Annotated in this window: 17 protein-coding genes; 13 read left to right on the top strand and 4 right to left on the bottom strand. The window is 69.1% G+C overall.

What is annotated here, in order from left to right; all coding sequences use genetic code 11:
- Positions 1-102 precede the first annotated feature (102 nt).
- The 8 genes from ACPXY0_RS15085 to ACPXY0_RS15050 all read left to right on the top strand — a co-directional run bounded on the left by ACPXY0_RS15085 (position 103) and on the right by ACPXY0_RS15050 (position 10920).
- Complete coding sequence (locus ACPXY0_RS15085; protein ID WP_423925939.1) at positions 103-438, top strand: hypothetical protein; 336 nt, start codon at positions 103-105, stop codon at positions 436-438.
- Between the two features lie 474 nt (positions 439-912).
- Positions 913-2010, top strand: coding sequence for a hypothetical protein (locus ACPXY0_RS15080; RefSeq protein ID WP_423925937.1), 1098 nt, complete (start codon positions 913-915; stop codon positions 2008-2010).
- Between the two features lie 103 nt (positions 2011-2113).
- Positions 2114-4606, top strand: a complete 2493-nt coding sequence (locus ACPXY0_RS15075) for a DUF1592 domain-containing protein (RefSeq protein ID WP_423925935.1) — start codon at positions 2114-2116, stop codon at positions 4604-4606.
- 27 nt (positions 4607-4633) lie between these two features.
- The gene (locus tag ACPXY0_RS15070; RefSeq protein WP_423925933.1) at positions 4634-6025 is read left to right on the top strand and encodes a DUF1552 domain-containing protein; all 1392 of its coding nucleotides are present in this window, start codon (positions 4634-4636) and stop codon (positions 6023-6025) included.
- Between the two features lie 5 nt (positions 6026-6030).
- Complete coding sequence (locus ACPXY0_RS15065; protein WP_423925931.1) at positions 6031-7824, top strand: ankyrin repeat domain-containing protein; 1794 nt, start codon at positions 6031-6033, stop codon at positions 7822-7824.
- A gap of 73 nt (positions 7825-7897) precedes the next feature.
- Positions 7898-9451, top strand: a complete 1554-nt coding sequence (locus tag ACPXY0_RS15060; protein ID WP_423925929.1) for an acyl--CoA ligase — start codon at positions 7898-7900, stop codon at positions 9449-9451.
- Positions 9452-9467: 16 nt separating this feature from the next.
- Complete coding sequence (locus ACPXY0_RS15055) at positions 9468-10448, top strand: 2-dehydropantoate 2-reductase (RefSeq protein WP_423925927.1); 981 nt, start codon at positions 9468-9470, stop codon at positions 10446-10448.
- Between the two features lie 37 nt (positions 10449-10485).
- Entirely contained in the window at positions 10486-10920 is a 435-nt protein-coding gene (locus ACPXY0_RS15050) for a VOC family protein (protein WP_423925925.1), read from the top strand.
- Between the two features lie 15 nt (positions 10921-10935).
- On the opposite strand, the gene ACPXY0_RS15045 is transcribed toward ACPXY0_RS15050, so the two are convergent.
- Both ACPXY0_RS15045 and ACPXY0_RS15040 read right to left on the bottom strand, forming a co-directional pair.
- Positions 10936-11607 carry an energy transducer TonB gene (locus ACPXY0_RS15045; protein ID WP_423925923.1) on the bottom strand — a complete coding sequence of 224 codons (672 nt, stop codon included), beginning with the start codon at positions 11605-11607 and terminating at the stop codon, positions 10936-10938.
- Positions 11608-11754: 147 nt separating this feature from the next.
- On the bottom strand, positions 11755-13266 hold the full coding sequence (locus tag ACPXY0_RS15040) for an Nramp family divalent metal transporter (RefSeq protein WP_423925921.1): 1512 nt from the start codon (positions 13264-13266) through the stop codon (positions 11755-11757).
- Between the two features lie 220 nt (positions 13267-13486).
- On the opposite strand from ACPXY0_RS15040, the gene ACPXY0_RS15035 reads away from it, so the two are divergent.
- The 4 genes from ACPXY0_RS15035 to ACPXY0_RS15020 all read left to right on the top strand — a co-directional run bounded on the left by ACPXY0_RS15035 (position 13487) and on the right by ACPXY0_RS15020 (position 16843).
- Positions 13487-14011 (top strand): lipocalin-like domain-containing protein, encoded by a 525-nt coding sequence (locus ACPXY0_RS15035; RefSeq protein WP_423925919.1) that lies wholly within the window; start codon positions 13487-13489, stop codon positions 14009-14011.
- A gap of 76 nt (positions 14012-14087) precedes the next feature.
- On the top strand, positions 14088-14663 hold the full coding sequence (locus ACPXY0_RS15030; protein ID WP_423925917.1) for a lipocalin-like domain-containing protein: 576 nt from the start codon (positions 14088-14090) through the stop codon (positions 14661-14663).
- A gap of 68 nt (positions 14664-14731) precedes the next feature.
- A complete protein-coding gene (locus ACPXY0_RS15025; RefSeq protein ID WP_423925915.1) occupies positions 14732-16600 on the top strand; it encodes an amidohydrolase in 1869 nt (622 codons plus the stop codon).
- Positions 16601-16633: 33 nt separating this feature from the next.
- Positions 16634-16843, top strand: a complete 210-nt coding sequence (locus ACPXY0_RS15020) for a type II toxin-antitoxin system VapB family antitoxin (protein WP_423925913.1) — start codon at positions 16634-16636, stop codon at positions 16841-16843.
- A 1-nt stretch (position 16844) separates the two neighbouring features.
- On the opposite strand, the gene ACPXY0_RS15015 is transcribed toward ACPXY0_RS15020, so the two are convergent.
- Positions 16845-17318: a thiol-disulfide oxidoreductase DCC family protein gene (locus tag ACPXY0_RS15015; protein WP_423925911.1), complete on the bottom strand. Its 474-nt coding sequence runs from the start codon at positions 17316-17318 to the stop codon at positions 16845-16847.
- Entirely contained in the window at positions 17315-19666 is a 2352-nt protein-coding gene (locus ACPXY0_RS15010; RefSeq protein ID WP_423925909.1) for a choice-of-anchor B family protein, read from the bottom strand. Before ACPXY0_RS15010 ends, ACPXY0_RS15015 begins: the two co-directional genes overlap by 4 nt.
- A 193-nt stretch (positions 19667-19859) precedes the next feature.
- On the opposite strand from ACPXY0_RS15010, the gene ACPXY0_RS15005 reads away from it, so the two are divergent.
- On the top strand, positions 19860-21929 hold the full coding sequence (locus ACPXY0_RS15005) for a S9 family peptidase (protein ID WP_423925907.1): 2070 nt from the start codon (positions 19860-19862) through the stop codon (positions 21927-21929).
- The last annotated feature ends 212 nt before the right edge of the window (positions 21930-22141 follow it).

Raw genomic sequence — 22141 nt, 5'->3', positions numbered from 1 at the left:
GCAAACCGGAGAGATCGGCCGTCTAGCCGATAGTTTGACGTTCCCGCGGGAACGTTTGGCGGGCAGTGTAGGAGGCCCTCGAGTTGTCGTGGGGAGGCAGTCATGTTTGAACTTGAGACCGAAGTCAGGAATTGGCGCAGGAGCTTGGAACGGAAGGCATCGCTCTCGCCCCGCGAGCTGGATGAACTCGAGGATCACCTGCGCGCCCGGGTCGATCTGGAACTGGAGCTGGACGCGGCGTTAGCGCCGCCCAAGGCCTTCGCGATCGCCCGGAAGGAACTCGGCGAGCCGATGGCGCTCTCAAGAGAGTTCGCCCGGGCGGGACGGCCCCGGTGGCGGCGCCTCCTGCTGACGGGCTGGACGATGTACGCAGCGTCGTTTCTCCTCCCCGCTCTGGCGGCGACCCAGGGGTCCTGGCCCGTCCAACCCTGCCGGTGACCTGACGGCCCATGGCTACGAGTTCCTTGTGCGGCCCTTCCAGGAGGGTGAGTTCGGGCCGCCGCTGGTTGTCTTGCTACTCAATCTTCCAATGCTGATGACCCTGCCCACGCTGTGGCGCTCGCGTCGGTGGCGAGCACCGTCGCTGGTCGTCGGAGCCGTGGGGGCTCTCACTCTTGGTTTCGGCGTCATCAGTCTCGGCTCGCCTCCGAGGATCACGGCCGATGGCGTCGGCGGGGTCGGGTATCTGGGTCCCGGCTACTGGGCGTGGTCCGCATCGTTCGTCTGCGTTGGCGCCGCCCTCTGGCTTCGCAAACGCGAACGGGCATACGCCAAACCGGACCTGTTGAACTGCTGACTTCACTACGCGTCGCCGCGTTTCTTTCCGGAGCGGCGTTCCTTGCCTGCGTTGAAGGCGAGTACGTCGGTGGCGAGCCCGGCGCCCCCGTCGAGCTCGAGGCGTCGACCATCGAAGTGCTGGGCAGCCCCGACGTCCTCGCTGTGGTGCGGGACCTGGAGGTGTTGAGTGACGGCTCCGTCTGGGTTCTGAATTCGAGCGCGCCGTACTTCGTCGGATTCGGCCCGGATGGCGAGTCCCTCGGCGCTCACGGACGGGCCGGAAGAGGACCCGACGAATTCGCGATGCCTTCGGCCTTCGTCGCGGGAGGCTGGAACGGAGAGGCCTGGGTCCTCGACCTCGTGCGCCACGCGATGATCCGGATCTCACGACCGGACGCGGACTGGGCGGAGATCCCCCTGCGGTCGGAGGCCCTCCCGCCCGGCAGTGTTCGGACCGGCATGAGCATGCTGACGACCTCGGTCCGAACGGCCAGACTCGGCCGCGAGATCATCGTGCCCCGCTCGAGCGGATCGATGGCGGAGGGTGTGCTGCAGTTCCGTCTCTCGCTCCTGCGAGCCGACCTGGTCGCGTTCGATCCGGAGGCGGGAGGGGTTCGAGACCTCGTCGCGCTGGGCGACGCGCTGGACGATCCCTCCGGCGATTTCATCCGGAGCGATGGCGGTTTCCCCCTGTGGTATCGGCTGTGGGCTTCCTGCGGCGACAATCTCGTGCGCGTGTACGATCGGGTGAGGAATCAGCTGCGTGGTTTCGACGGATCGGGTGCCGAGGTGCCCCCGATTGACCTGCCGCCCGTTCCCTTCACCGAGGTCAGCCCTCGACAGTTTGCCGCAGCGGTGTTTGCGCTGAGGCAGGCCGAGCTGACGGGAGATGTCTCAACCCGGCTGACGGCGGAGGACAGTCTTCGGCTCCTGGGTCAGATGGCGCAGAGGGTTCAGGGGGAGCCGCACGAACTCGCGAGTTACCTGCCCCGGTATGTGGACTTCCGCTGCAGCGAAGACCCGACGATGTGGATCCAGCCCCTCGACGTCGACGCCGGTGGACTGAGCGGCGGTCGGCTGTGGCTGCGCATCGCGGCTGACGGAACCGCTCGGGAAGTTGGACTGCCTGATCGGTTCGATGCGTACCGGTTCTCGGATTCTCGAGTCTGGGGCGTCTACAGAGACGAGTTCGACAGGCCGTCCGTCGCGTCCATCTTCCTCCCGACTCGCTGACAGGACGGCTGGCCGGGCGATCCGCGTCGATGGTACATTTTCACGCGATGTACCCTTGCGTCCCGAGGGGGCGCGACACGGCTGCCTGGACGAGGCCTCGGCCATGCGAACATCGGTTCTGCTGCTGGTCACAGCGGGCTTTCTCCCGAGCCCCGTAGTTGGCCAGAGCGCTGAAGGCGCGGCGGGAGTCGAGCATCCTCCCTCCGTCTGGCCGAGCCCGCTCTCACCGCCGACCCCGGCGCCCGCCGTCGACACGCTCTCCGTCGAAGTCGCGCAAGGCGTGGTTGCCGGGACGTGCCAGCGCTGCCACAACCCCCGCCGGCTGAGCGGAGGCATGTCGCTGGAGACGTTCGAGGTCGATGGCGCGGCCGACAACCCGGTCATCGCCGAGCGGATGGTCCGCAAGCTGCGGGCCGGGATGATGCCGCCGACGGGATTCCGCCGGCCGACTCCGGACAGCCTGGCGACGCTCGCCGCCGTCCTCGAATCGCGGCTCGACGCGGCGTGGGAGGCGGATCCGAACCCCGGTCGCCGCACCTTCCAGCGCCTGAACCGGGCCGAGTACGGGCGCTCGATCCATGATCTGCTCGACCTCGACATCGACGCGGGCGCCTACCTGCCGCTCGACACCAAGAGCGCGAACTTCGACAACATCGCCGACGTGCAACTCCTCTCGCCCACGCTGATGGACGGGTACCTGCGCGCGGCGAGCGGGATCAGTCGGCTCGCGATCGGCGACCCCGAAGTCACGCCGAGCGAGGCGACCTTCAAGGTGTCGCGCTGGACCTCGCAGGCGGGGCACGTCGAGGGCACCCCATACGGAAGCCGCGGCGGCGTCGCGGTCGACCACAACTTCCCGGCCGATGGCGAGTACGCCTTCCGCGTCTCCTTCCATCACGAGACGACCGGCGCCCTGTTCGGGAACGGGAAGGGAGCCCTGCATACGACCGACGAGCCCGAGCGGATCGAGATCTCGATCGACGGCGAACGCGTCGCGCTCCTCGACATCGATCGCTGGATGCACGTCTCCGATCCCGGCGGGGTGGACCTGCGCACCGAGTCCGTCTTCATCGAGGCGGGACCGCACCGGGTGGCGGCCGCCTTCATCCGCACCTTCGAGGGGCCGCTGCAGGACCTGATGTCGCCGCACGACTGGTCGATCGCGAGCACGAGCATCACCGACGCGTACGGGTTCACGACGCTGCCCCACCTGCGGGATCTCGCGGTCACGGGTCCGTTCGACCCGGCGGGGATGTCGAGCACGCCGAGCCGCCGGCGCGTCTTTTCGTGCCGTCCCGCCGCGCCGGAAGAGGAGTCACCGTGCGCGGAGGCGATCCTGTCCCGGCTCGGGACACAGGCCTACCGCCGGCCGCTGACGGAGGACAACCTCACCGCTCTCATGGCGCTGTACCGTGCCGGGGCCGAAACGGGCGGCTTCGAGGAGGGCATCCGCCTGGCGCTGGAGGGGGTTCTCGCCAGCCCGCACTTCGTGTTCCGGTTCGAGGAGCGCCCGGCGGCGGACGTGGACGGCGTGTACGCCCTGGGCGATTACGATCTCGCTTCGCGCCTCTCCTTCTTCCTGTGGGCGACGGGCCCCGATGCGGAGCTGCTGGAAGTCGCCGGAGAGGGCCGTCTCTCCGATCCGGGCGTGCTCGAGGCGCAGGTGTGGCGCATGCTCGCCGATCCGCGCGCCGAGGCGCTGGCCACGCGCTTCGCCGGGCAGTGGCTCCGGCTCCAGGATCTGGAGGGGATGCACCCGGACGTCCGCCTCTACCCGGACTTCGACCAGCAGCTCAAGGACGCGATGCAGCGCGAGACGGAGCTGCTCTTCCACACGCTGGTCCAGGAGGATCGCAGCCTGTTCGAGCTGCTGACGGCCGACTACACCTTCGTGAACGAGCGGCTGGCGCGGCACTACGGGATCCCCGGCGTGACCGGGACCGAGTTCCGCCGGGTCGAGATCCCCGAACCCGAGCGCCGCGGCGTCCTCGGGCACGGGAGCGTGCTCACCCTGACCTCCCACGCGAGCCGGACCTCTCCGGTGCTGCGCGGGAAGTGGGTGATGGAAGTGTTGCTGGGGACGCCCCCGCCCCCGCCCCCGCCGGATGTCTCGGATCTGGAGGCGACGCCGGAGGCCGAGGAGGGACGCCTGCTCACGGTGCGCGAGCGGATGGAGATGCACCGGGCGAGTCCGGCCTGCCGGTCGTGCCACCGCGTCATCGACCCGATCGGCCTCGCCCTCGAGCACTTCGACGGCACCGGGGCGCGGCGCATCAAGGACAACGGGATGCCGATCGACGCGGAGGGCGAACTGTACGACGGGACGCCCATCCGGACGGCGGCGGATCTGCGCGCGGCGCTCCTCGCGCGGCCCGTCCCCCTCGTGCGCGCCTTCACCGAGAACCTGCTCGCGTACGCGCTGGGCCGGCGCGTCGAGCACTACGACATGCCCACGGTGCGGTCGATCGCGAGACAGGCACAGGAACAGGAACACCGCATGTCGGCCTTTATCATGGGCGTCGTCAACAGCCCCGCCTTCCGCTTGAAGGGGGCCGAGGCCGTGGTCGACGACATGCAGGCCGAGAACGGGAACTAGCGGCAACCAGCGAGCCGAGGAGGCCCGATGGAGTTCATCGCAGGGAAACACCTTTCTCGCCGGACCTTCCTGCGGGGCGCCGGGGCGACGGTCGCGCTGCCGCTGCTCGACGCCATGGTGCCGGCGGGCCGGCTGTGGGCGCGGGATGTCGCGGATCCGACGCGGCTCGTCTGCATCGAGATGGTGCACGGCGCGGCGGGGAGCAGCGAGTGGGGCGCGGCGCAGAACTACTGGTCGCCGGCGGGGACCGGGCGGAACTTCGACCTCTCGCCCACCGCGCTGAGTGCGCTCGATCCGTACCGCGACTATCTCACGATCATCAGCGACACCGATGTCGAGACGGCCGAAGCCACCAAGCCGAAGGAGATCGGGGGCGACCACTTCCGGTCGAGCGCCACCTTCCTCACCCAGTCGCATCCGAAGCAGACGGAAAGTTCGGACGTGCTCGTGGGGACGTCGCTCGATCAGCTGTACGCGAACCGCTTCGGGCAGGACACGCCGATCCCGTCCATGCAGCTCTGCATCGAGAACGTGGACCAGGCGGGGGGCTGCGCGTACGGGTACGCCTGCGTCTACACGGACACGATCAGCTGGTCTTCGCCGACGCAGCCGCTGCCGATGATCCGCGACCCGCGCGTTGCGTTCGACCAGCTGTTCGGGGCCGGGGGGACGCCGGAAGCGCGGGCCGCACGGCAGCGGTCGAGCGCCAGCATCCTCGACTTCATCACGGGCGAGGTCGCGAGCCTCAAGGGGCGGCTCGATCCCTCCGACCGGCAGCGGATGGACCGCTATCTGGAGAACGTGCGGGAGATTGAACGGCGGATCCAGCGCGTCGTGGCCCGCAACGAGTCGGGTCAGCAGCGTGAACTGCCCGAAGCGCCGGCGGGGGTGCCGGATTCGTTCGACGAGCACGTGAAGCTGATGTTCGACCTGCAGGCGCTCGCCTTCCAGGCGGACATGACGCGCGTGTTCTCGTTCAAGATGGGGCGGGACGCGTCGGGCCGGGTCTATCCGGCGAGCGGGATCGACAAGGGCTTCCACCCGGCGTCGCACCACGGCGACAACGAGGGCAACATCACGGACTTCGCGCAGCTCAACAGCTACCACGTGGGGCTGGTCCCGTACTTCCTCGACCGGCTGAAGGCGTCGATGGAGGGGGACACGCACCTGCTCGACAAGACGATGATCGTCTACGGTTCGCCGATGGGGGACCCGAACGTGCACAACCACAAGCGGTGCCCGCTGTTCGTGGTGGGCGGCGCGGAGGGGCGGATGGACGGCAACCTCCACCTGCGCGCGGCGCCGGGGACGCCGATGGCGAATGTCATGCTGAGCCTGTTGCACAAGCTGGGCGTAGACGACGTGTCGAGCTTCGGGAACAGCACGGGGCCGTTCTCCTTCACGACGACAGCGGACTGATACCGATGACGCACGCGACGATCCGCTCTCTGACGCACTCGCGACTCCCCGTCCTTGCGGCGGCGGTCCTGCTCGCGCTGGGGGCGGCCACCCCGGGCGGGTCGCCGATCGGACCGGACGCACCGGTGGCGGACGCGGCCATGCGAGGCGACCTCGCGGCCGTGCAGTCGCTGCTCGCGGCGGGCGAGGACGTGAACGGCGCCCGGGGCGACGGCACGACCGCGCTCCACTGGGCCGCGATGAAGGGGCGGCTGGAGCTGGCCGAGGTGCTGATCGATGTGGGGGCGGACCTCGAAGCGGGCACGCGGCTGGGCGGACACACGCCCCTCCACGTCGCGAGCCGCGCGGCGCAGGCGTCGCTGGTCGATGCGCTGCTGGGGGCGGGAGCTGACGCCCTCGCCGCGACGGAGACCGGCGCGACCGCGCTGCACTTCGCGGCCGCGGCCGGGTCGCCGCAGGCGATCGAGGCGCTGGTGCGTCACGGCGCCGACCCGGACGCGCGGGAGCCGGAGTGGGGACAGACGCCGCTCATGTTCGCCGCGGCGGCGGGCCGGGCCGGCTCGGTGCGGGCCCTCCTCGACGCGGGGGCGGACGCCTCGCTCTCCGCCTACGTGCTCGACATCGTGGCGCGCGACGCGTGGGATCAACTGGACCGCCGCGAGCGCAATGCACGCATTGCGGCGCTCCGGGCGGGCGGCACGCCGCCGCCCCCGACCGAGCGCGAGGCGGCGCCCCAGCCCACCGCCGGGGCCGGCCCCGGCCCCCAGACCGTGCGGCTGGAGAACCCCGAGGAGCCGACCTGCTCCGGCTGCCTGGGCAACTACGCGGACCTCGTCGGTACGCATGGCGGGCTGACCGCGCTGCTGCTCGCGGCGCGCGAGGGCCACGAAGACGTCGCGTTCGCCCTGCTCGAGCGCGGCGCGGATATCGATCAGCGGAGCGCCGCGGACGGCACGACCCCGCTGCTCATGGCGATGATCAACGGGCACTTCGACCTGGCCATGCGGTTCTTCGCCGAGGGGGCGGACCCCGGCCTCGCGAGCGACGCCGGCGCCACCCCGCTGTATGCGGCGATCAACATGCACTGGGCGCCGAAGGCCCGGCATCCCCAGCCTACGGACGTGCACCAGCAGGAGTGGGCGTACCTCGACGTGATGCGCGTGTTGCTCGAGGCGGGCGTGGACCCGAACCCGCGGCTCAGGAAGTCGCTCTGGTTCACGACCTACAACCGCGACCTGCTCGGCGTCGACCGAACGGGCGCCACGCCGTTCTGGCGCGCCGCGCACGCCCTCGACATCGACGGCATGAAGCTGCTCCTCGAGTACGGGGCCGATCCCACGCTCCCGACGACGAAGGTGGAGGAGCGCCGGTACGGCCGGGGCGACCCGGTCGACCATTCCGGCCTCGAGCCGATCCCCGTGGACGGGCCGGCCGTCTACCCGATCCACGCCGCGGCCGGCGTCGGTTATGGACAGGGTTTCGCCGGCAACTCGCACCGCCACGTGCCGGACGGGTGGCTCCCCGCGATGCAGTTCCTCGTCGAGGAACTCGGCACCGACGTGAACGCCCGGGACCAAAATGGCTATGCGCCCGCCCACCACGCCGCCTCGCGCGGGGACAACGAGATGATCCTCTATCTCGTCGAGAAGGGCGCGGATGTGACCCTCGTGGCCCGCAACGGCCAGACCACGGTGGACTTGGCGAACGGGCCGGTGCAGCGCGTTCAGCCGTTCCCGGAGACGATCGCCCTGCTCGAGAGCCTCGGGGCGAAGAACAACCACCGATGCGTCTCCTGCTGACCGCGAGCCGTCCGCAGCCCGTGGCGAGAACCCGTGACCAGGACCGGCGACGTCAGGCCGGCCTGACCTGACCATGCCGGATTCCGTTACTGTTTGGGAACTGCTCGCGGGCGGTTCGGGGGAGAGTCCCGCCATCGCCGCCCCCGGACGCGAGTCGCTGGACTTCGCCGGTCTCCACAGGCACGTCGAGAGCACCGTCCGCGCGCTCAACGGCTTCGGCATCGGACGGAACGATCGCATGGCGATCGTCCTCCCGAACGGGCCCGAGATGGCCTCCGCCTTCGTGTCCGTGGCGTGCGCGGCCACGGCCGCCCCGCTGAATCCGGCCTACCGGCAGCCCGAATACGCGTTCTACCTCTCCGACCTGAGCGCCAAGGCGCTGATCCTCGAGGCGGGAAGCGACTCTCCCGCGCGGGTCGCGGCCGCCGACCTCGGGATCCCGGTCCTCGAACTGCATGCCGATTCCGAAGCTCCGGCCGGAACGTTCGAACTCGTGCCGGAGGGAGCCGGCGAGAGCGAATCGGCGGGCGGGAACTCTGCAGGAGATGGCCTCCGTGGCGGCCTGGCGGAAGCGGGGGACATCGCCCTCATCCTCCATACCTCGGGGACGACGTCCCGCCCCAAGATCGTGCCGCTCTCGCACCGGAACGTCTGCGCCTCCGCGGCGAACATCCAGCGCACCCTGGAGCTCAGCGCCGCCGACCGCTGCCTGAACGTGATGCCCCTGTTCCACATCCACGGGCTGATGGCCGCGGTCCTGGCGCCGCTCGGCGTCGGCGGCTCGATCTTCTGCAGCCCCGGCTTCAACGTGCTCCGCTTCTACTCGTGGCTCGACGAAGCGCGGCCCACGTACTACACGGCCGTCCCCACCATGCACCAGGCCATCCTGGCGCGCGCCCCGCGGAACCGCGACGCGATCGAACGGGCGGCGCTGCGCTTCATCCGCTCGGCCTCCGCCTCCCTGCCCCCGCAGGTGATGGCGGAACTCGAGGAGACGTTCGGCGCTCCCGTGGTGGAGGCGTACGCGATGACCGAGGCGGCGCACCAGATGACCTGCAACCCGCTCCCGCCCGCGGCCCGCAAGCCGGGGACGGTGGGAATCGCCGCCGGTCCCGAGGTCTCGGTCATGGACGAGGCCGGGGCGCACCTGCCGGCGGGCGAGGTGGGTGAGATCGTCATCCGCGGCGCGAACGTCAGCGACGGGTACGAGAACAACCCCACGGCCAACGCCGAAGCCTTCACCGACGGGTGGTTCCGGACGGGAGACCAGGGCAGGATGGACGCCGAGGGCTACGTTACGATCACGGGCCGCCTGAAGGAGATCATCAACCGCGGGGGGGAGAAGATCTCGCCGCGCGAGGTCGACGAAGCGATCCTCGACCACCCCGCCGTGCGCCAGGTGGTGGCGTTCGCGATGCCCCATCCCAAGCTGGGCGAGGAGGTGGTGGCGGCCGCGGTCCTCCGCGAGGGAATGGAGGCCACGCCGCGCGAGATCCAGGCCTTCGCGGCGGAGCGTCTCGCCGACTTCAAGGTTCCGCGGAAGATCCTCATCATGGACGACATTCCCAAGGGACCGACCGGCAAGCTCCAGCGCATCGGCATGGCCGAGAAGCTCGGCCTGGCCTGAGCGGGGGCGGGCGCTGATGCGGATCTGCATCTACGGGGCCGGCGCGATCGGGGGATATCTCGGTGCGCAGCTGTCGCTGGCGGGGGAAGATGTCGCGCTCATAGCGAGGGGCCCCCACCTCGAGGCCATGCAGCGGCACGGCGTGCGGCTTCTGATCGACGGCGAAGAGCGCGTCGCCCACCCCTTCTGCACGGACGACCCGGCGGAAGTGGGGCCGCAGGACTATGTGATCATCACCCTCAAGGCGCATTCCGTTCCCTACATCGTGGAGCCCATGCAGCCGTTGCTGGGGCGAGACACGGCGGTCGTCACGGCGACGAACGGTTTCCCGTGGTGGTACTTCTACCGCCTCGAGGGGCCCTGGCGGGACCGGCGCCTCGACAGCCTCGACCCCGGCGGCGTGCAGTGGGACGGGATCGGCCCGGAGCGCGTGATCGGCTGCGTCGTCTACGCGGCCACCGAGGTGTCGGAACCCGGTGTGATCCGGCACCTGAAGTACAACCGTTTCACTCTCGGCGAGCCCAGTGGAGACAAGACGGAGCGGGTCAAGCGCCTGAGCCGGGCCCTCATCGAGGCTGGATTCCGGGTTCCGGTCCGCGGGATCCGGGACGAGATGTGGGTGAAGCTGTGGGGGAACCTCGCCTTCAACCCGCTGAGCGCCCTCACGCTGGAGACGCTGGACAACATCGCCGGAGACCCCGCCACGCGCGCCGTCGCGAAGACGATGATGCTCGAGGGACAGGCGGTCGCCGAGGCGCTGGGCGCCCGCTTCTCGATCGACATCGAGCGGCGGATCAACGGCATCGAGGCCGTGGGCGCCCACCGCACGTCGATGCTGCAGGACCTCGACAAGGGCCGCCCGATGGAGATCGACGCCCTGGTCACCGCGGTGCAGGAGATGGGCCGCATGGTCGACGTCCCCACGCCCACGATCGACGTGGTTCTGGCTCTGGTCCGCCAGCGCGCGCGCGTCGCCGGTGCGTATCCTGCCGCCTGAACCCGCCCGAACCCGCCTCAACCCAACGGAGAACCACATGAAGAACCCGCCGGACGGCTGGCCGAGAATCACCCCCGCCGTGTTTTACGACGACGCCGGGGCCGCGATCGACTGGCTGACGAGCGCGTTCGGATTCGAGGTGCAGGAGAGAATCGAGAACGAGCAGGGACAGGTCGTACATTCGCAACTCGCCCTCAACGGCGGGCTCGTCATGGTCGGACAGGCGGGGCTGACGCCGGGCCGGACGTACCCCCGGTCCCCGCAGGGGGTCGACGGCGCGAACACGCAGTCGCTGATGGTGTACGTGGACGACGCGGACGCCCACTGCGCGCGCGCGCGGGCCGCCGCCGCCGCGATCACGACCGAGCCGGCGACCCAGGACTACGGCGAGGACTACTGGGCTGACCGAACCTACGAAACCAGGGATCTCGAGGGTCACTACTGGTGGTTCGTGCAACGTCTCAGGGGGTAGCCGGCGACGCTCCGGTTACGGCCTCTGGAACGGACGCCGGGGCTGTCTCGGTTCGCGGATCGTCGGCACCGGGGCCCGGAACGTGATCGGTTGCGCAACCCAGATGCCCGTGGGCAGCCCGAGGCGCCTCGCCGGCTCGAAGCGCATGTTCATGGCGACCGTGCCTGCGGCCTCGTCGAGCACATCATAGCCGCTCGACTCCCTGATCTCGTACTTGAGGACCTCGCCCGACTCGGTGACATACAGCCAGAGGAGGGTCTTGCCTCCGCTGCCCCGCTCGCTCAGTTCGGGTGGATACGCTTCGTCAAGCCACCGCTCGATGTCGTTGGTCTCCAGGGCGACGGGTAAGGTGTCCCAGGGCTCACAGCGCTGGCGGCCCGGGTCGGCGACCCTTCCTTCGGCGGCCTCGGGCCGAAACTCCACCCACTCGGAACTCCAGACGTCCGCGGGCACGCCCTGGTTCAGCGCAGGCTCGAACTCCATGACGTCGGCGACCTGCATTGCGGCGCAGTCCAGCTCGTCGTTCCCGCTGGATGTCTTGACCGCGCCCGATCCGCCACGCCCAGCCGAGTCGACGTACACCCAGACTTCGACTCTGCCTCCCACCCCCTGTTCGTGGAGCTCCGGCGGATAGGCTCGCACCACCTCCTGCTGCACTTCGGGCGCGTTGGCGATGACGGGCGACACTTCCGCGGGCGTGGGGCCCGACGGAACTCGACGGAAAGACCGCGAGGGCGCAGAGGCCGCACACGAAGCGACGGTCAGCGCGACAGCACCCGCTACCACCAGCCTGAGCTTCATACCCATCGGTATCTTACTTCCCCTGTACCCGGATCAGGCGCCGAAGAGGGGGATCTCGAACACGCGCGCGAAGATCAGGATCACGCTCAGACCCGAGAAGATCAGCAGGCTCAGTCCCCCGAACCAGCGTGCGAACGGGGACGGGTAGAAGACCTCGTCCTCCTTCGGGATCACCTTCACACAGTAATAGAGGTTGAAGAAGTAGATCACGGGCGCCACGAAGAAGGCGAGCGCCGAGGCGACGAGCACGAGATACACGGGGCGCGGGTCGAAGGTGATGTAGAGGACGGAGGCGATGAGCGAGTAGAACATCGTCATCCGGTAGATGTTGTACTCGGAGTTCCACGCCCTCCGCCGCTCCGGATCGGCCCGTTCCTCGGGCGAGATCCCGTGCAGGCGGGCCGTGGCTCGGAAGAGGTTCCGGCAGCAGGCGCCGACGATGCGTGGCCACCCGTCGAAGTAGTTGAAGGCGGTGGAAAAGGTGGCGGCGAGCGCCCCGAGGATGAAGACCATCATCATCCACGGTCCCACGCTGAGCGTGAAGATCCCGGCGATCTCTCCCATCACGGCGTGTCCGGCGATCGGGCTCGGATAGAGCCACACCGCGGCGAGGAGGACGAAGATCGCGGCGAGGAAGAAGGAGACGACGTGGCCGGTGCGGAAGTCCCACAACCCGATCCGGAACCAGCGGCGGCAGTATTCGCGAGCGTGCGGCGAGAGCCTGGAGATGTCGATCGCGAGGTCGGATCGCGGCGAGGAGAACGGATCGAACCGGGGTACGACGCCGGCCTCCTCGAGGCGGGGCCGGATCTTGCTCATACCCGCCCGCTTCGCCTTCCCCCATTCGGACGCCTGCAGCGACACATCGATGCCCGTAGGCAGGAGGCCGAGAAAGCCCGCGATGACGAGCCACGAGCCGTCCGGGATCTCGACCAGGAAGAAGTATCCCATCTGTGCCAGGGGGGCCGGCTGGACGAAGTAGACGGCGAGCGATGAGATGACGAGTACGCCCGCGAGGACCTTCGTCGTGTTCTCGAGCGCCCGGTAGCTGCCCCGGAGGATGATCGCCACGGAGAGCACGCCGAGCAGGGCCGCGTAGACCTCGATCGAAACGGGGAGACCCAGGGTTTCGCTGAACAGGTAGTAGAGCACCGCGGCGGCCGCGATCAGGCGCCCCGCCTGGCCGATCGCGCACTGGATGAGTGTCGTGATCATCACGTACCACAGCGGCCACTTCCACCGCGCCGTGGCGTAGGCCTCGAGCAGGCTCTTTCCGGTGGCGTTGGTGAACCGGAAGGCCATCTCGAAGCCGTAGTACTTGAAGATGTAGGCGACGGGCAGGCACCACAGCAACGCATAGGCGAAGCGGCCCCCGGCGGTGGGGGCGGTGACGAGGTGGCTGGTTCCGATCCCCGTCATCATGAGGATCATCCCGGGACCGAAGTGCGCGAGGAGATCGCGCGGGCGCATGGAAGGGAGCGCGAAATCCTGCGCATTCAACGCATCATTCAACGCATCGACGGCCTTCGATTCGCGATCGGACACGCCAGGAACTCCGTTCAGAGACCACAGCTGCACGCCGGTGCCTTTCAGGCCGGACACGGAAGGTACGGAGGGCATAGCTCCCTGTGGAGGGGTCAACCATCCGGACGTGGCCGAGCCCCCGGGCGTTCCCGCGGGAACGCCACGGTGGAAAGACGCCGAGCACAGGTATATGGTTCCTCAACCCGGTAACCATGTGCTGCCCAAGCGAGTGGAGGTACGGATGGCTGCGAGTCTTCCCCCGGTGCGCGGCGTCTGCTTTGTCCTGGCCCTGGCTCCGGCTGCGGGCTGCGGCCCCGCACCCTCCGCGGAGGAGGACACCCCCTTCGTCGGGGCGTGGACGCTCGCGTCGTGGGAGAGCCGCTCGGCGGACGGGGAGGTCTCGCTACCCTACGACGGGAATCCGGCCGGCCAGATCACGTATACGGCCGACGGCCGCATGTCGGCTCAACTCATGCAGGTCGGACGGGAGTTCCCCAACGCGGCGGAAGCCACCGGGCAGGAGATGCGGGATGCGATCATGGGCGGTTTCTTCTCCTACTACGGGGACTACAGCGTCGACATGGAGGCGGGGGTCGTCACGCACCATGTGGAGGGAGCGCTGCTCCCGAGCTGGGTTGGCTCGGACCGGCCGAGGTCGTTCACCTTCGATGGGCCGGACCGGCTGATCCTCAGCCCCGAGCCGGACCCGGCGCGGGGCGGGGGCGCAATCGGTACGCTCGTCTGGGAGCGCGTCCCGGGCCGCTGACCCGGGGCTGAATCCAATCGGGACGGTAGCCACCGGCAGTCCGACCCCAGGAGGCACTCTGATCCTCTACTCACTCATGCGCGGTCGCGTATACGGCCTCGCGCGCGGGCCGCGCCGCGATGGCCTCGCAGGGCGCCTCGGCGGTGGTGCGCTCACCGTGCTCGCCCTCGCCCTGATCGCCGGTTGTGCGCCGGAGTCGGCGCCGGAGTCTCGTGGCCCGGACCATCCCCTCGTCGGCGTGTGGCGTCTCGTTTCCTGGGAACGGCGGATGCCGGATGGGGAGGTGTCGCTGCCGTACGGGGAGACGCCGGCCGGCCAGATCGCGTACCTGGCGAACGGCCGCATGTCCGCCCAACTCATGCGGCCCGGCCGCGTGTTCCCGGACACGGCCACCGCGACCGCCGAAGAGATGCGGGCATTCATTCTCGGCGGCTACTTCTCCTATTATGGGGAATACACCGTGGATCCCGAGGCGGGCGTCGTCACCCATCATGTGGAGGGGGCGCTCCACCTGGAGTGGCTCGACTCGGACCGGCCGCGCGCGTTCCGCCTCGAGGGACGGGACCGGCTGATCCTGAGCACTGCTCCGGACCCGCAAATGGAAACAAGCGGCGTGAATACGCTTCACTGGGAGCGGATCCCGGCGCGGTGATCCACCACACAACCCGTCGCGCGCGGGCGGGAGGACTCGCCGCGCCCGATTCCCTGCAAGGACGAATCATGAGGAGACCTGGGACCACAAGGCTGGCGGCGCTGGCCGCCGGGATCCTGAGCGCCGCGACTTTGGCCGGCGCTTGCGCGGCCGGGGGGCCGGAAGACCCTGCGGATCTCGTACTCATCAACGGGGACGTGTACACGCTCGACGAGGAGCGGCCCGCCGCCGAAGCGATCGCAGTCCGCGGGGAGCGCATCGTCGTGGTCGGCTCCAACGCGGAGGCCGAGGCGCTGGTGGGGCGCGACACGCGCGTCATCGACCTGGGCGGCGCCTTCGTCTCGCCGGGGTTCAACGATGGCCATGTGCACGTGGAGAGCACCGGGGCGCTGATCGTGGGCGTGAACCTGCTGGAGGTGCACGAGCCGGGGGGCTTCCGCGAGGAGATCGCGCGGGCCGCGCGGCGTCTCGCGCCCGGGAGCTGGATCGCCCGGGGCGACTGGGGGGCCTACGAGCAATGGGAGGCCGGCTCGACGGGCCGCGAGGGCGGCGCCGACGGCGCGGGGGACACCGGCGACGGCGATGCCGGGGCTGACGGGCCGTTCACGCCGCACCGCGATCTGATCGACGACGTGACCCCGGACCACCCCGTCCTCGTCAACCGCTTCGACCGTTCGGTGTACCTCGCGAACAGCCTCGCCCTGGAGATGGCCGGCATCACGGACGCCACGCCGGCGCCCCCGGGCGGCACGATCGCGAAGGGCGAGGACGGCCGGGTCACGGGCATCCTCACGGGCACCGCCGTCGACCTCGTCCGGGCCGCCATCACGCCCAAGTCGTTCGAGCAGCGCCTCACCGCGGTCCGCGCCGTGCTCGACGAGGCCCGCGAGGGCGGCGTGACGACGATCCAGGACATCACCTCGTCCGAACAGCTCCGCGCCTACCAGGAGTTGCGGGCGCGCGGCGAGCTGACCGCCCGCATCAACATCCGGCCGTCGCTCGACAACGTGACCCATACCGGCGGACTCGGGATCACGCGCGGGTTCGGCGACGACTGGCTCCGGTTCATCGGCTACAAGGCGTGGGTCGACGGCATCATGGGCGGCTCGAGCGCCATGTTCTACGAGGAGTACGACCACGCGCCCGGCAACTTCGGGATCGTGCGTCAGATCATGCTTCCCGAGGGCGTCGAGGGTCTCGCGCTGTCGCTGGCCCGGGACCAGAACTACGCCGAGTTTCCGAAAGGCAACCTCCAACGCCTCATGGAGGAGGCGGTCCCGACCGGCCTCCCGCCGCACATCCACGCCATCGGCGACAAGGCGGTGAAGATCCTCCTCGACCTGTTTGAGGCCGTGTTGAGCGAGCACGACATGATCGAGGCGGATCACCGGTGGCGGATGATCCACGCACAGGTCGTGGAGGAGGCGGACTTCCACCGCTTCGGCGAACTCAACCTCGTGGCGGAGGTGAACCCGTACCACATATCGGACGACATGCGCTGGATGGAGGAGAGGATCGGCTCCGAGCGGTCGCGCGGCGCATACGCGTTCCGGGCGCTGAAGGACGCGGGGGCGGTGCTCGTGTTCGGGAGCGACAGCCCGGGGACCAACGCGGCCCGCTATTTCCTCCACCCGAAGTATGGACTGTATGCGGCGGTGAGCCGGCAGACGCTCGCTGGCGAGCCGGCCGAGGGCTGGTTCCCGGAGCAGCGGCTGACGATCGAGGAGGCGATTGAGGCTTACACGCGGAACCCGGCCTGGGCCTCGTTCGAGGAAGAGATCAAGGGCACGCTGACGCCCGGCAAGCTGGCGGACATCGCGGTGTTCGACGTGGATCTGATCGAAGCGGGACGGGAAGACCCGGCGCGGCTGCTCGATGCCGAGGCGCTGTACACGATCGTCGGCGGCCGGGTCGTCTACGAGCGCGGGACTCCGTAACGATCCACCCCTCTTTGGATGTTGGAGGTTCGAATGAGAAAGACCAGCGTAGAAATTGACGAGAGATTGATCGAACAGGTGCGGACCTTGCTCGGCACATCCTCGATCGATGAGACGATCGATTCCGCTCTGCGCGAAGTCCTGCGCCGGGAAGCGAGACGCCAGGAGGTCGAGGCGCTCGTGAACATGGACGGGCTCGAACTCTCGAACGAGAAGGTCATGGCCGGCGCCTGGCGTCCCTGAGTTACCTGATCCGACCGACGTGTCCTGACACCGCGTCGAGAAACCGCCAGCTTTCCTCGTCCCGGGGGAGATCGCAGGCCGTGGTCTTTCCGAACCAGCGGTAGCGATTCCGGGCCACGAAGCGATAGACGAGATCGCGCAGCGGGGCGGGGATGACGAGGAATAACGCGACCAGTGGCCACCCCCGGTCGAGACCCGCCGCGATACGGAGGGCGGCGGCGCTCCTCATATAGGCCCTCCCGTTCGCGACCAGGATTAGAGACCGCGGCGGCTCGTCGGGGTCCGGCGCCTCCGCACCGACCCCGGCGAGAATCTGCCGGCCCACGTCGGACTGCAGCGAAGCGAAGCGGAAACGGCCGCGCCGGTCCAGGGGGATGATGAAGCGGACGGCGCCCGCACAAAGGTTGCAGACGCCGTCGAAGAGGACGATCGGGCCCTCGAGGCTCAGGTCGGCGGGCCGGGCCGCGTCGTTCACGGCACGAGGCGTGGTCTCGCCATGTTCTTGAGGAGGAACAGCCCGTCGCCCGTTCCCGTCACGGCGATCGTCCCGCTCTCGAAGAACGGGTAGTTGCTCCACGACGCGCCGCCCTCGTACGGGGAGGTGTCGAAGAAGCCGATCTCGACCGGGTTTTCCGGATCCGAGATGTCGAGGACCCGGAATCCGGCCGAGTAGTTCGACTGGTACATGAAGTCGCCGACGATGTAGAGATTGTGGTCGGTAGCCGTCGTCTCGGCGATGTACTCCTTGGCGAGGACAGGGTCGTCGAGGTCCGTCACGTCCCACACCAGCGTGCGCGTCCCGGCCACGAGGCCCTGGGGCTCGTCCCCCTCGTCGTTCATGTAGAAGTAGCGGTGGTCGTCCGTCAGCCAGCCCTGGTGCGCATAGGCCATGTTCGGATAGTCCATCGTGGCGAGGCCGATCGGCGCGTCCTTGTCGCTGACGTCGGCGATGTTGAACGCGGTCTCGTTGGAGCCGAGGCAGATCTCCTTGCCGGCGTGCTCCGTGTCGGGTCCCTGGTAGATGACGCACTGTGCGTCATGCACATACCCGGTGCCGCTGCGTCCCGTCCCTTCCTGCGCGAAGCAGCCGGCGAAGACAGGCCGGGCCGGGTCTTCGAGGTCGATCATGTGGAGGCCGCCGCCGCAGGTCTCGCCGCCGCCGCTGTTCCCGACGGCATAGGCGAAGCCGGTCTCCTCGTTGATGACGATGTTGTGGGCCGAGTGGATGCCGTCGTAGAGGTAGATCTCCTCGAACGTCGCGGGTTCGGTCCCCACGTCGCGCAGTTGTGTGAGATCGAACACCTGCACGCCGTGCTCGAGCGCGGCGTCCGCGACGATGTAGGCGTGGTCGCGATACACCTTGATGTCGCGCCAGATCATGTGCCGCGAGCCCTCGGTGGCCGGCAGGTCGCCGAGGAAGCGGGGGTTGTAGGGGTCGCTGACGTCGACGAACGACGTGCCGTCGGTGCGGCCGACGATCGCGATCTCGCGGCTCGTCTCGGGGTCGGTCCAGCCCCAGATGTCGTTGACACGCGTCGCCCGGGTGCCGCCGAGGTCCTTGATCGGCATGAATGCGGTGATATTGACGTCACGGCACTCGAATACGTCGGCATGACCCTCGGCGCATTCGATCTCCTCCCCCGCGATGGCGGGGAACCCCCGGTGGTCGTTGACGAGGGTTCCGCCCGCCTCCCAGGTGCCGCCGCCGGAGCGCTCGTAGACGACGGCGGCGCCGGCGCGCGAATCCATCCCCGTCGCTCCAATGACGAGATGGTCACCGGATCGAACGGCCGCGCCGCCGAATCCGGAACGCTCCCCGAGCGGCGAGCGCATCAGCACGGACGCCTCGCTCCAGCGGCCATCGGCGTCGCGCCGGTAGGCGTACAATGTGCCCGCGCCGAACGAACTGCCCGACGCCCCGATGAGCATCGCGTCGCCATCGAAGCCGATCGAGGATCCGAACTGTGCGTTGGGTTCGGGCAGCAGCGGTCCGAGCCGGGCTTCGAGCGCCCAGCCCTCCGGCCCGCGCGCGAAGGCGAACACCGCCCCACCGCTCTCCCGGAGCGTCGGGGCGCCCACCAGCGCGAAGCCGTCGCGCACCGCGAGTGAGGTGCCGAAGCCGCTGCGCTCCGCGAGCCCCGACGTGGCTTCGAGGTTGCCGCCGAAGGTCCACGCGCCCGAGCCGTTACGTTCGAAGGCGAACACGGCAGGTGGTCCGACATCGTCCTCGAGCGTGCTCACGAGGAGCGTACCGCCATCGAGCGCCAGCGCCGCGCCGAATCCGGAGGCCGCCACACCGTCCGGCGGACGCACGGCCGCGCCGGTGGTCAGCCCCCCGTCCGGGCCGACGGCGTACGAGAACACGGTCCCGCGGCCATTCTCCGCCCCCGGTGCGGCCACGATGGTCACGTCGTCGCCGAGGGCGATCGCGCTCCCGAACGCACTCGCGTCCCCCGGCGCTTCGAGCCGGGCGGCCTGCTCCCATCCGCCAGACCCGTCCGCCCGGAACACGTAGACCGCGCCGGCGCCGTCCCCTTCAAGCGGCGCGCCCGCCCACAACCACTCCCCGCGTGCGGCGATCGCGCGCCCGAAGCCGTCCGGCACCCGTATCTCGTCGGACACCGTGACCTGGCCCATCTCGGTCCAGCCCGCGGCGGTTCGGGCGAAGACCCAAACGATCCCGGACATCGTCCCGTTGCCCGCTTCGCCTACGAGCACCTGATCGCCGCTCACCGCCAGCGAGCCGCCGAACTGCTGCGCGTCGCCGCCCGCCGGCAGCGCGAAAACCAGCGCCGCCGCCACTGAAAGCACTCGTCGATCCATGAGGCACCTCTTCCGGAATTCCCTCTGCTCAAGCTCAATGCAAGCTGCATCGTCACCCGACCGGCACGCCAGCGTCCGCCGCCTCCCCGGGCGCCGCATCGGGCGCCGTGGCCGGGGATACGGTTTCGCCGGGTGCGTTTTCGGGCGTACGTTCAAGGTCTGCACTCAATCCCGCTATCGGCAGGAGGTAGTCATGTATCGCGCCGCCCGCTTCGCTTCCGCGAGCCTGCTTCTGGTCCTCTTCATCGGGGTCGCGCCCGTCTCGGCCCAAAACGGGGACGGGGCGAAGACGCTTTCCCTCGATATGTACATGGACTGGGAACGGGTCTCGAACCCCCAGATCTCCCCCGACGGTCGACACGTCGTCTACACGCGCGGCTGGATCGACCAGATCAACGACCGCTGGGAATCCACGCTCTACATCATGAACGCCGACGGCACCCGCAAGCGGGAGTTGATCGACGGGTCCGGCGCCATCTGGTCCCCGGACGGCACGCGCATCGCCTTCACGGCGGCCGGCGATCCGGAGGGCTCCCAGATCTTCGTGCGCTGGATGGACGCGGAGGGCGCGACCACTCAGATCACGCGGCTGGAACATTCCCCCGGCAGCCTCCGCTGGTCGCCGGACGGGACGCAGATCGCGTTCACGATGCTGGTCGAAGACGAGGAGAGCTGGCCGATCGACATGCCGAGCCGGCCGGACGGCGCCACCTGGACCGAGGGCCCGAAGATCGTCACCCGCATGGACTACCGACAGGACCGGCGCGGGTACGTCGACCAGGGCCATTCCCACATCTTCGTCGTCCCGGCCGACGGCGGGACGCCGCGCCAGCTGACCGACGGGATGTGGAGCCACGGCAACCCGCAGTGGAGCCCGGACGGGAACGAAATCTACTTCTCGTCGCTGCGTGAGGAGGACGCGGAGTACAACTGGCGCGAGTCCGAGATCTACGCGGTGAACGCCGGTTCCGGCTCGATCCGGCAGCTCACCACGCGGCGCGGACCGGACGCCGGCGCCTACCCCTCGCCCGACGGCAGCCTCATCGCCTACGCGGGGCAGGACTGGAACGACGACACGTACCGGAACTCGCACATCTACGTGATGAACCCCGACGGCTCGGGCGTGCGGCAGATCTCCGGCGACTTCGACCGCGGCCTGCGCGGGAGCCCGCAGCTCATGTGGGCGCCGGACGGGAGCGGGGTCTACTTCAACGTGAGCCGCGAGGGCACCCGCAACCTGCACTTCGCATCGCTGGACGGGGGCGTGACGCAGGTCACGAACGGCAACCACCTCCTCGGCCTGAGCTCGTTCACAGAGGACGGGATGGCGCTCGGTACGCTCAGCGACGCGCACGGGCCGGGAGATGTCGTGTCGTTCGATCTCGACGACGGCGCGAACGTCACGCAGCTCACGCACGTGAACGACGACGTGCTGGCCGGGGTGACGCTCGGCGAGGTCGAGGAGATCTGGTACAAGTCGGTGGACGACTGGGACATCCAGGGCTGGATCGTGAAGCCGCCCGACTTCGACCCGTCGAAGCAGTACCCGCTCATCCTGTCGATTCACGGCGGACCGCACGGCATGTACAACACGGGGTTCAACTTCGGCTGGCAGGAACACGCCGCGAACGGGTACGTCGTCCTCTACACCAACCCCCGCGGCAGCTCCGGGTACGGGACCGACTTCGGGAACGCGATCAAGAACGCGTATCCGTCGAAGGATTTCGATGACCTGATGGCCGGCGTCGACGAAGTGCTGGACCGCGGTTACATTGACGAGGACAACATGTTCGTGTACGGCTGCTCCGGCGGCGGCGTGCTCACCTCATGGGTGGTCGGGCACACGGACCGCTTCCGCGCCGCCTCGGCGAACTGCCCGGTCACGAACTGGCTCTCGTTCGTGGGGACGACGGACGGCCCCGGCTGGTATCGCAACTTCGAGAACTTCCCGTGGGATGATCCCTCGGAGCACCTGCGCCGCTCTCCGCTCATGTACGTGGGCGACGTCACCACGCCCACCATGCTGATGACGGGAGAAATGGACCTGCGGACGCCGATGCCGCAGACCGAGGAGTACTACCAGGCGCTCAAGATGGAGCGCGTGCCGACGGCCATGATCCGCTTCCGCAACGAGTGGCACGGGACCAGCAGCACCCCGTCGAACTTCCTGCGGACGCAGCTCTTCCTGCGCAGCTGGTTCGAGCGCTTCGGCACCCACGACGACGGCGACGCGAGGGCGGTATCGGAGGACGCCGGCTCCTAGCCAAGCAGCCACCGCAGACAGGTCTTCGTACCCTGTTCCATCTCCGGGAGCGGCTAACCCCGCCCTCCCGGAGATGCTGCACCTCTGAAGAACTCCCTCAACCGATTTCAGCGAAGGCGGAAGGCCGACCGGTCCGGACGGCGCCGGAGATCGGGCACCGGAGCCCGCTCCACATCACCCACACGGCCGCTCAGTCAAGGGCAGGCAGCTTC

Origin of the sequence: Candidatus Palauibacter sp. (genome assembly GCF_965237495.1) — a bacterium.
Classification (GTDB): Bacteria; Gemmatimonadota; Gemmatimonadetes; order Palauibacterales; family Palauibacteraceae; genus Palauibacter.
This window is presented reverse-complemented; position numbering and strand designations above follow the sequence as displayed.

Bases quoted from the DNA above. Each gene is read 5' to 3' on its own strand.
- ACPXY0_RS15010 (WP_423925909.1), bottom strand. From the start codon at position 19,666: ATGGATCGACGAGTGCTTTCAGTGGCGGCGGCGCTGGTTTTCGCGCTG.
- ACPXY0_RS15035 (WP_423925919.1), top strand. From the start codon at position 13,487: ATGGCTGCGAGTCTTCCCCCGGTGCGCGGCGTCTGCTTTGTCCTGGCC.
- ACPXY0_RS15085 (WP_423925939.1), top strand. From the start codon at position 103: ATGTTTGAACTTGAGACCGAAGTCAGGAATTGGCGCAGGAGCTTGGAA.
- ACPXY0_RS15075 (WP_423925935.1), top strand. From the start codon at position 2,114: ATGCGAACATCGGTTCTGCTGCTGGTCACAGCGGGCTTTCTCCCGAGC.
- ACPXY0_RS15025 (WP_423925915.1), top strand. From the start codon at position 14,732: ATGAGGAGACCTGGGACCACAAGGCTGGCGGCGCTGGCCGCCGGGATC.
- ACPXY0_RS15050 (WP_423925925.1), top strand. From the start codon at position 10,486: ATGAAGAACCCGCCGGACGGCTGGCCGAGAATCACCCCCGCCGTGTTT.
- ACPXY0_RS15005 (WP_423925907.1), top strand. From the start codon at position 19,860: ATGTATCGCGCCGCCCGCTTCGCTTCCGCGAGCCTGCTTCTGGTCCTC.
- ACPXY0_RS15055 (WP_423925927.1), top strand. From the start codon at position 9,468: ATGCGGATCTGCATCTACGGGGCCGGCGCGATCGGGGGATATCTCGGT.
- ACPXY0_RS15060 (WP_423925929.1), top strand. From the start codon at position 7,898: ATGCCGGATTCCGTTACTGTTTGGGAACTGCTCGCGGGCGGTTCGGGG.
- ACPXY0_RS15030 (WP_423925917.1), top strand. From the start codon at position 14,088: ATGCGCGGTCGCGTATACGGCCTCGCGCGCGGGCCGCGCCGCGATGGC.
- ACPXY0_RS15020 (WP_423925913.1), top strand. From the start codon at position 16,634: ATGAGAAAGACCAGCGTAGAAATTGACGAGAGATTGATCGAACAGGTG.
- ACPXY0_RS15065 (WP_423925931.1), top strand. From the start codon at position 6,031: ATGACGCACGCGACGATCCGCTCTCTGACGCACTCGCGACTCCCCGTC.
- ACPXY0_RS15070 (WP_423925933.1), top strand. From the start codon at position 4,634: ATGGAGTTCATCGCAGGGAAACACCTTTCTCGCCGGACCTTCCTGCGG.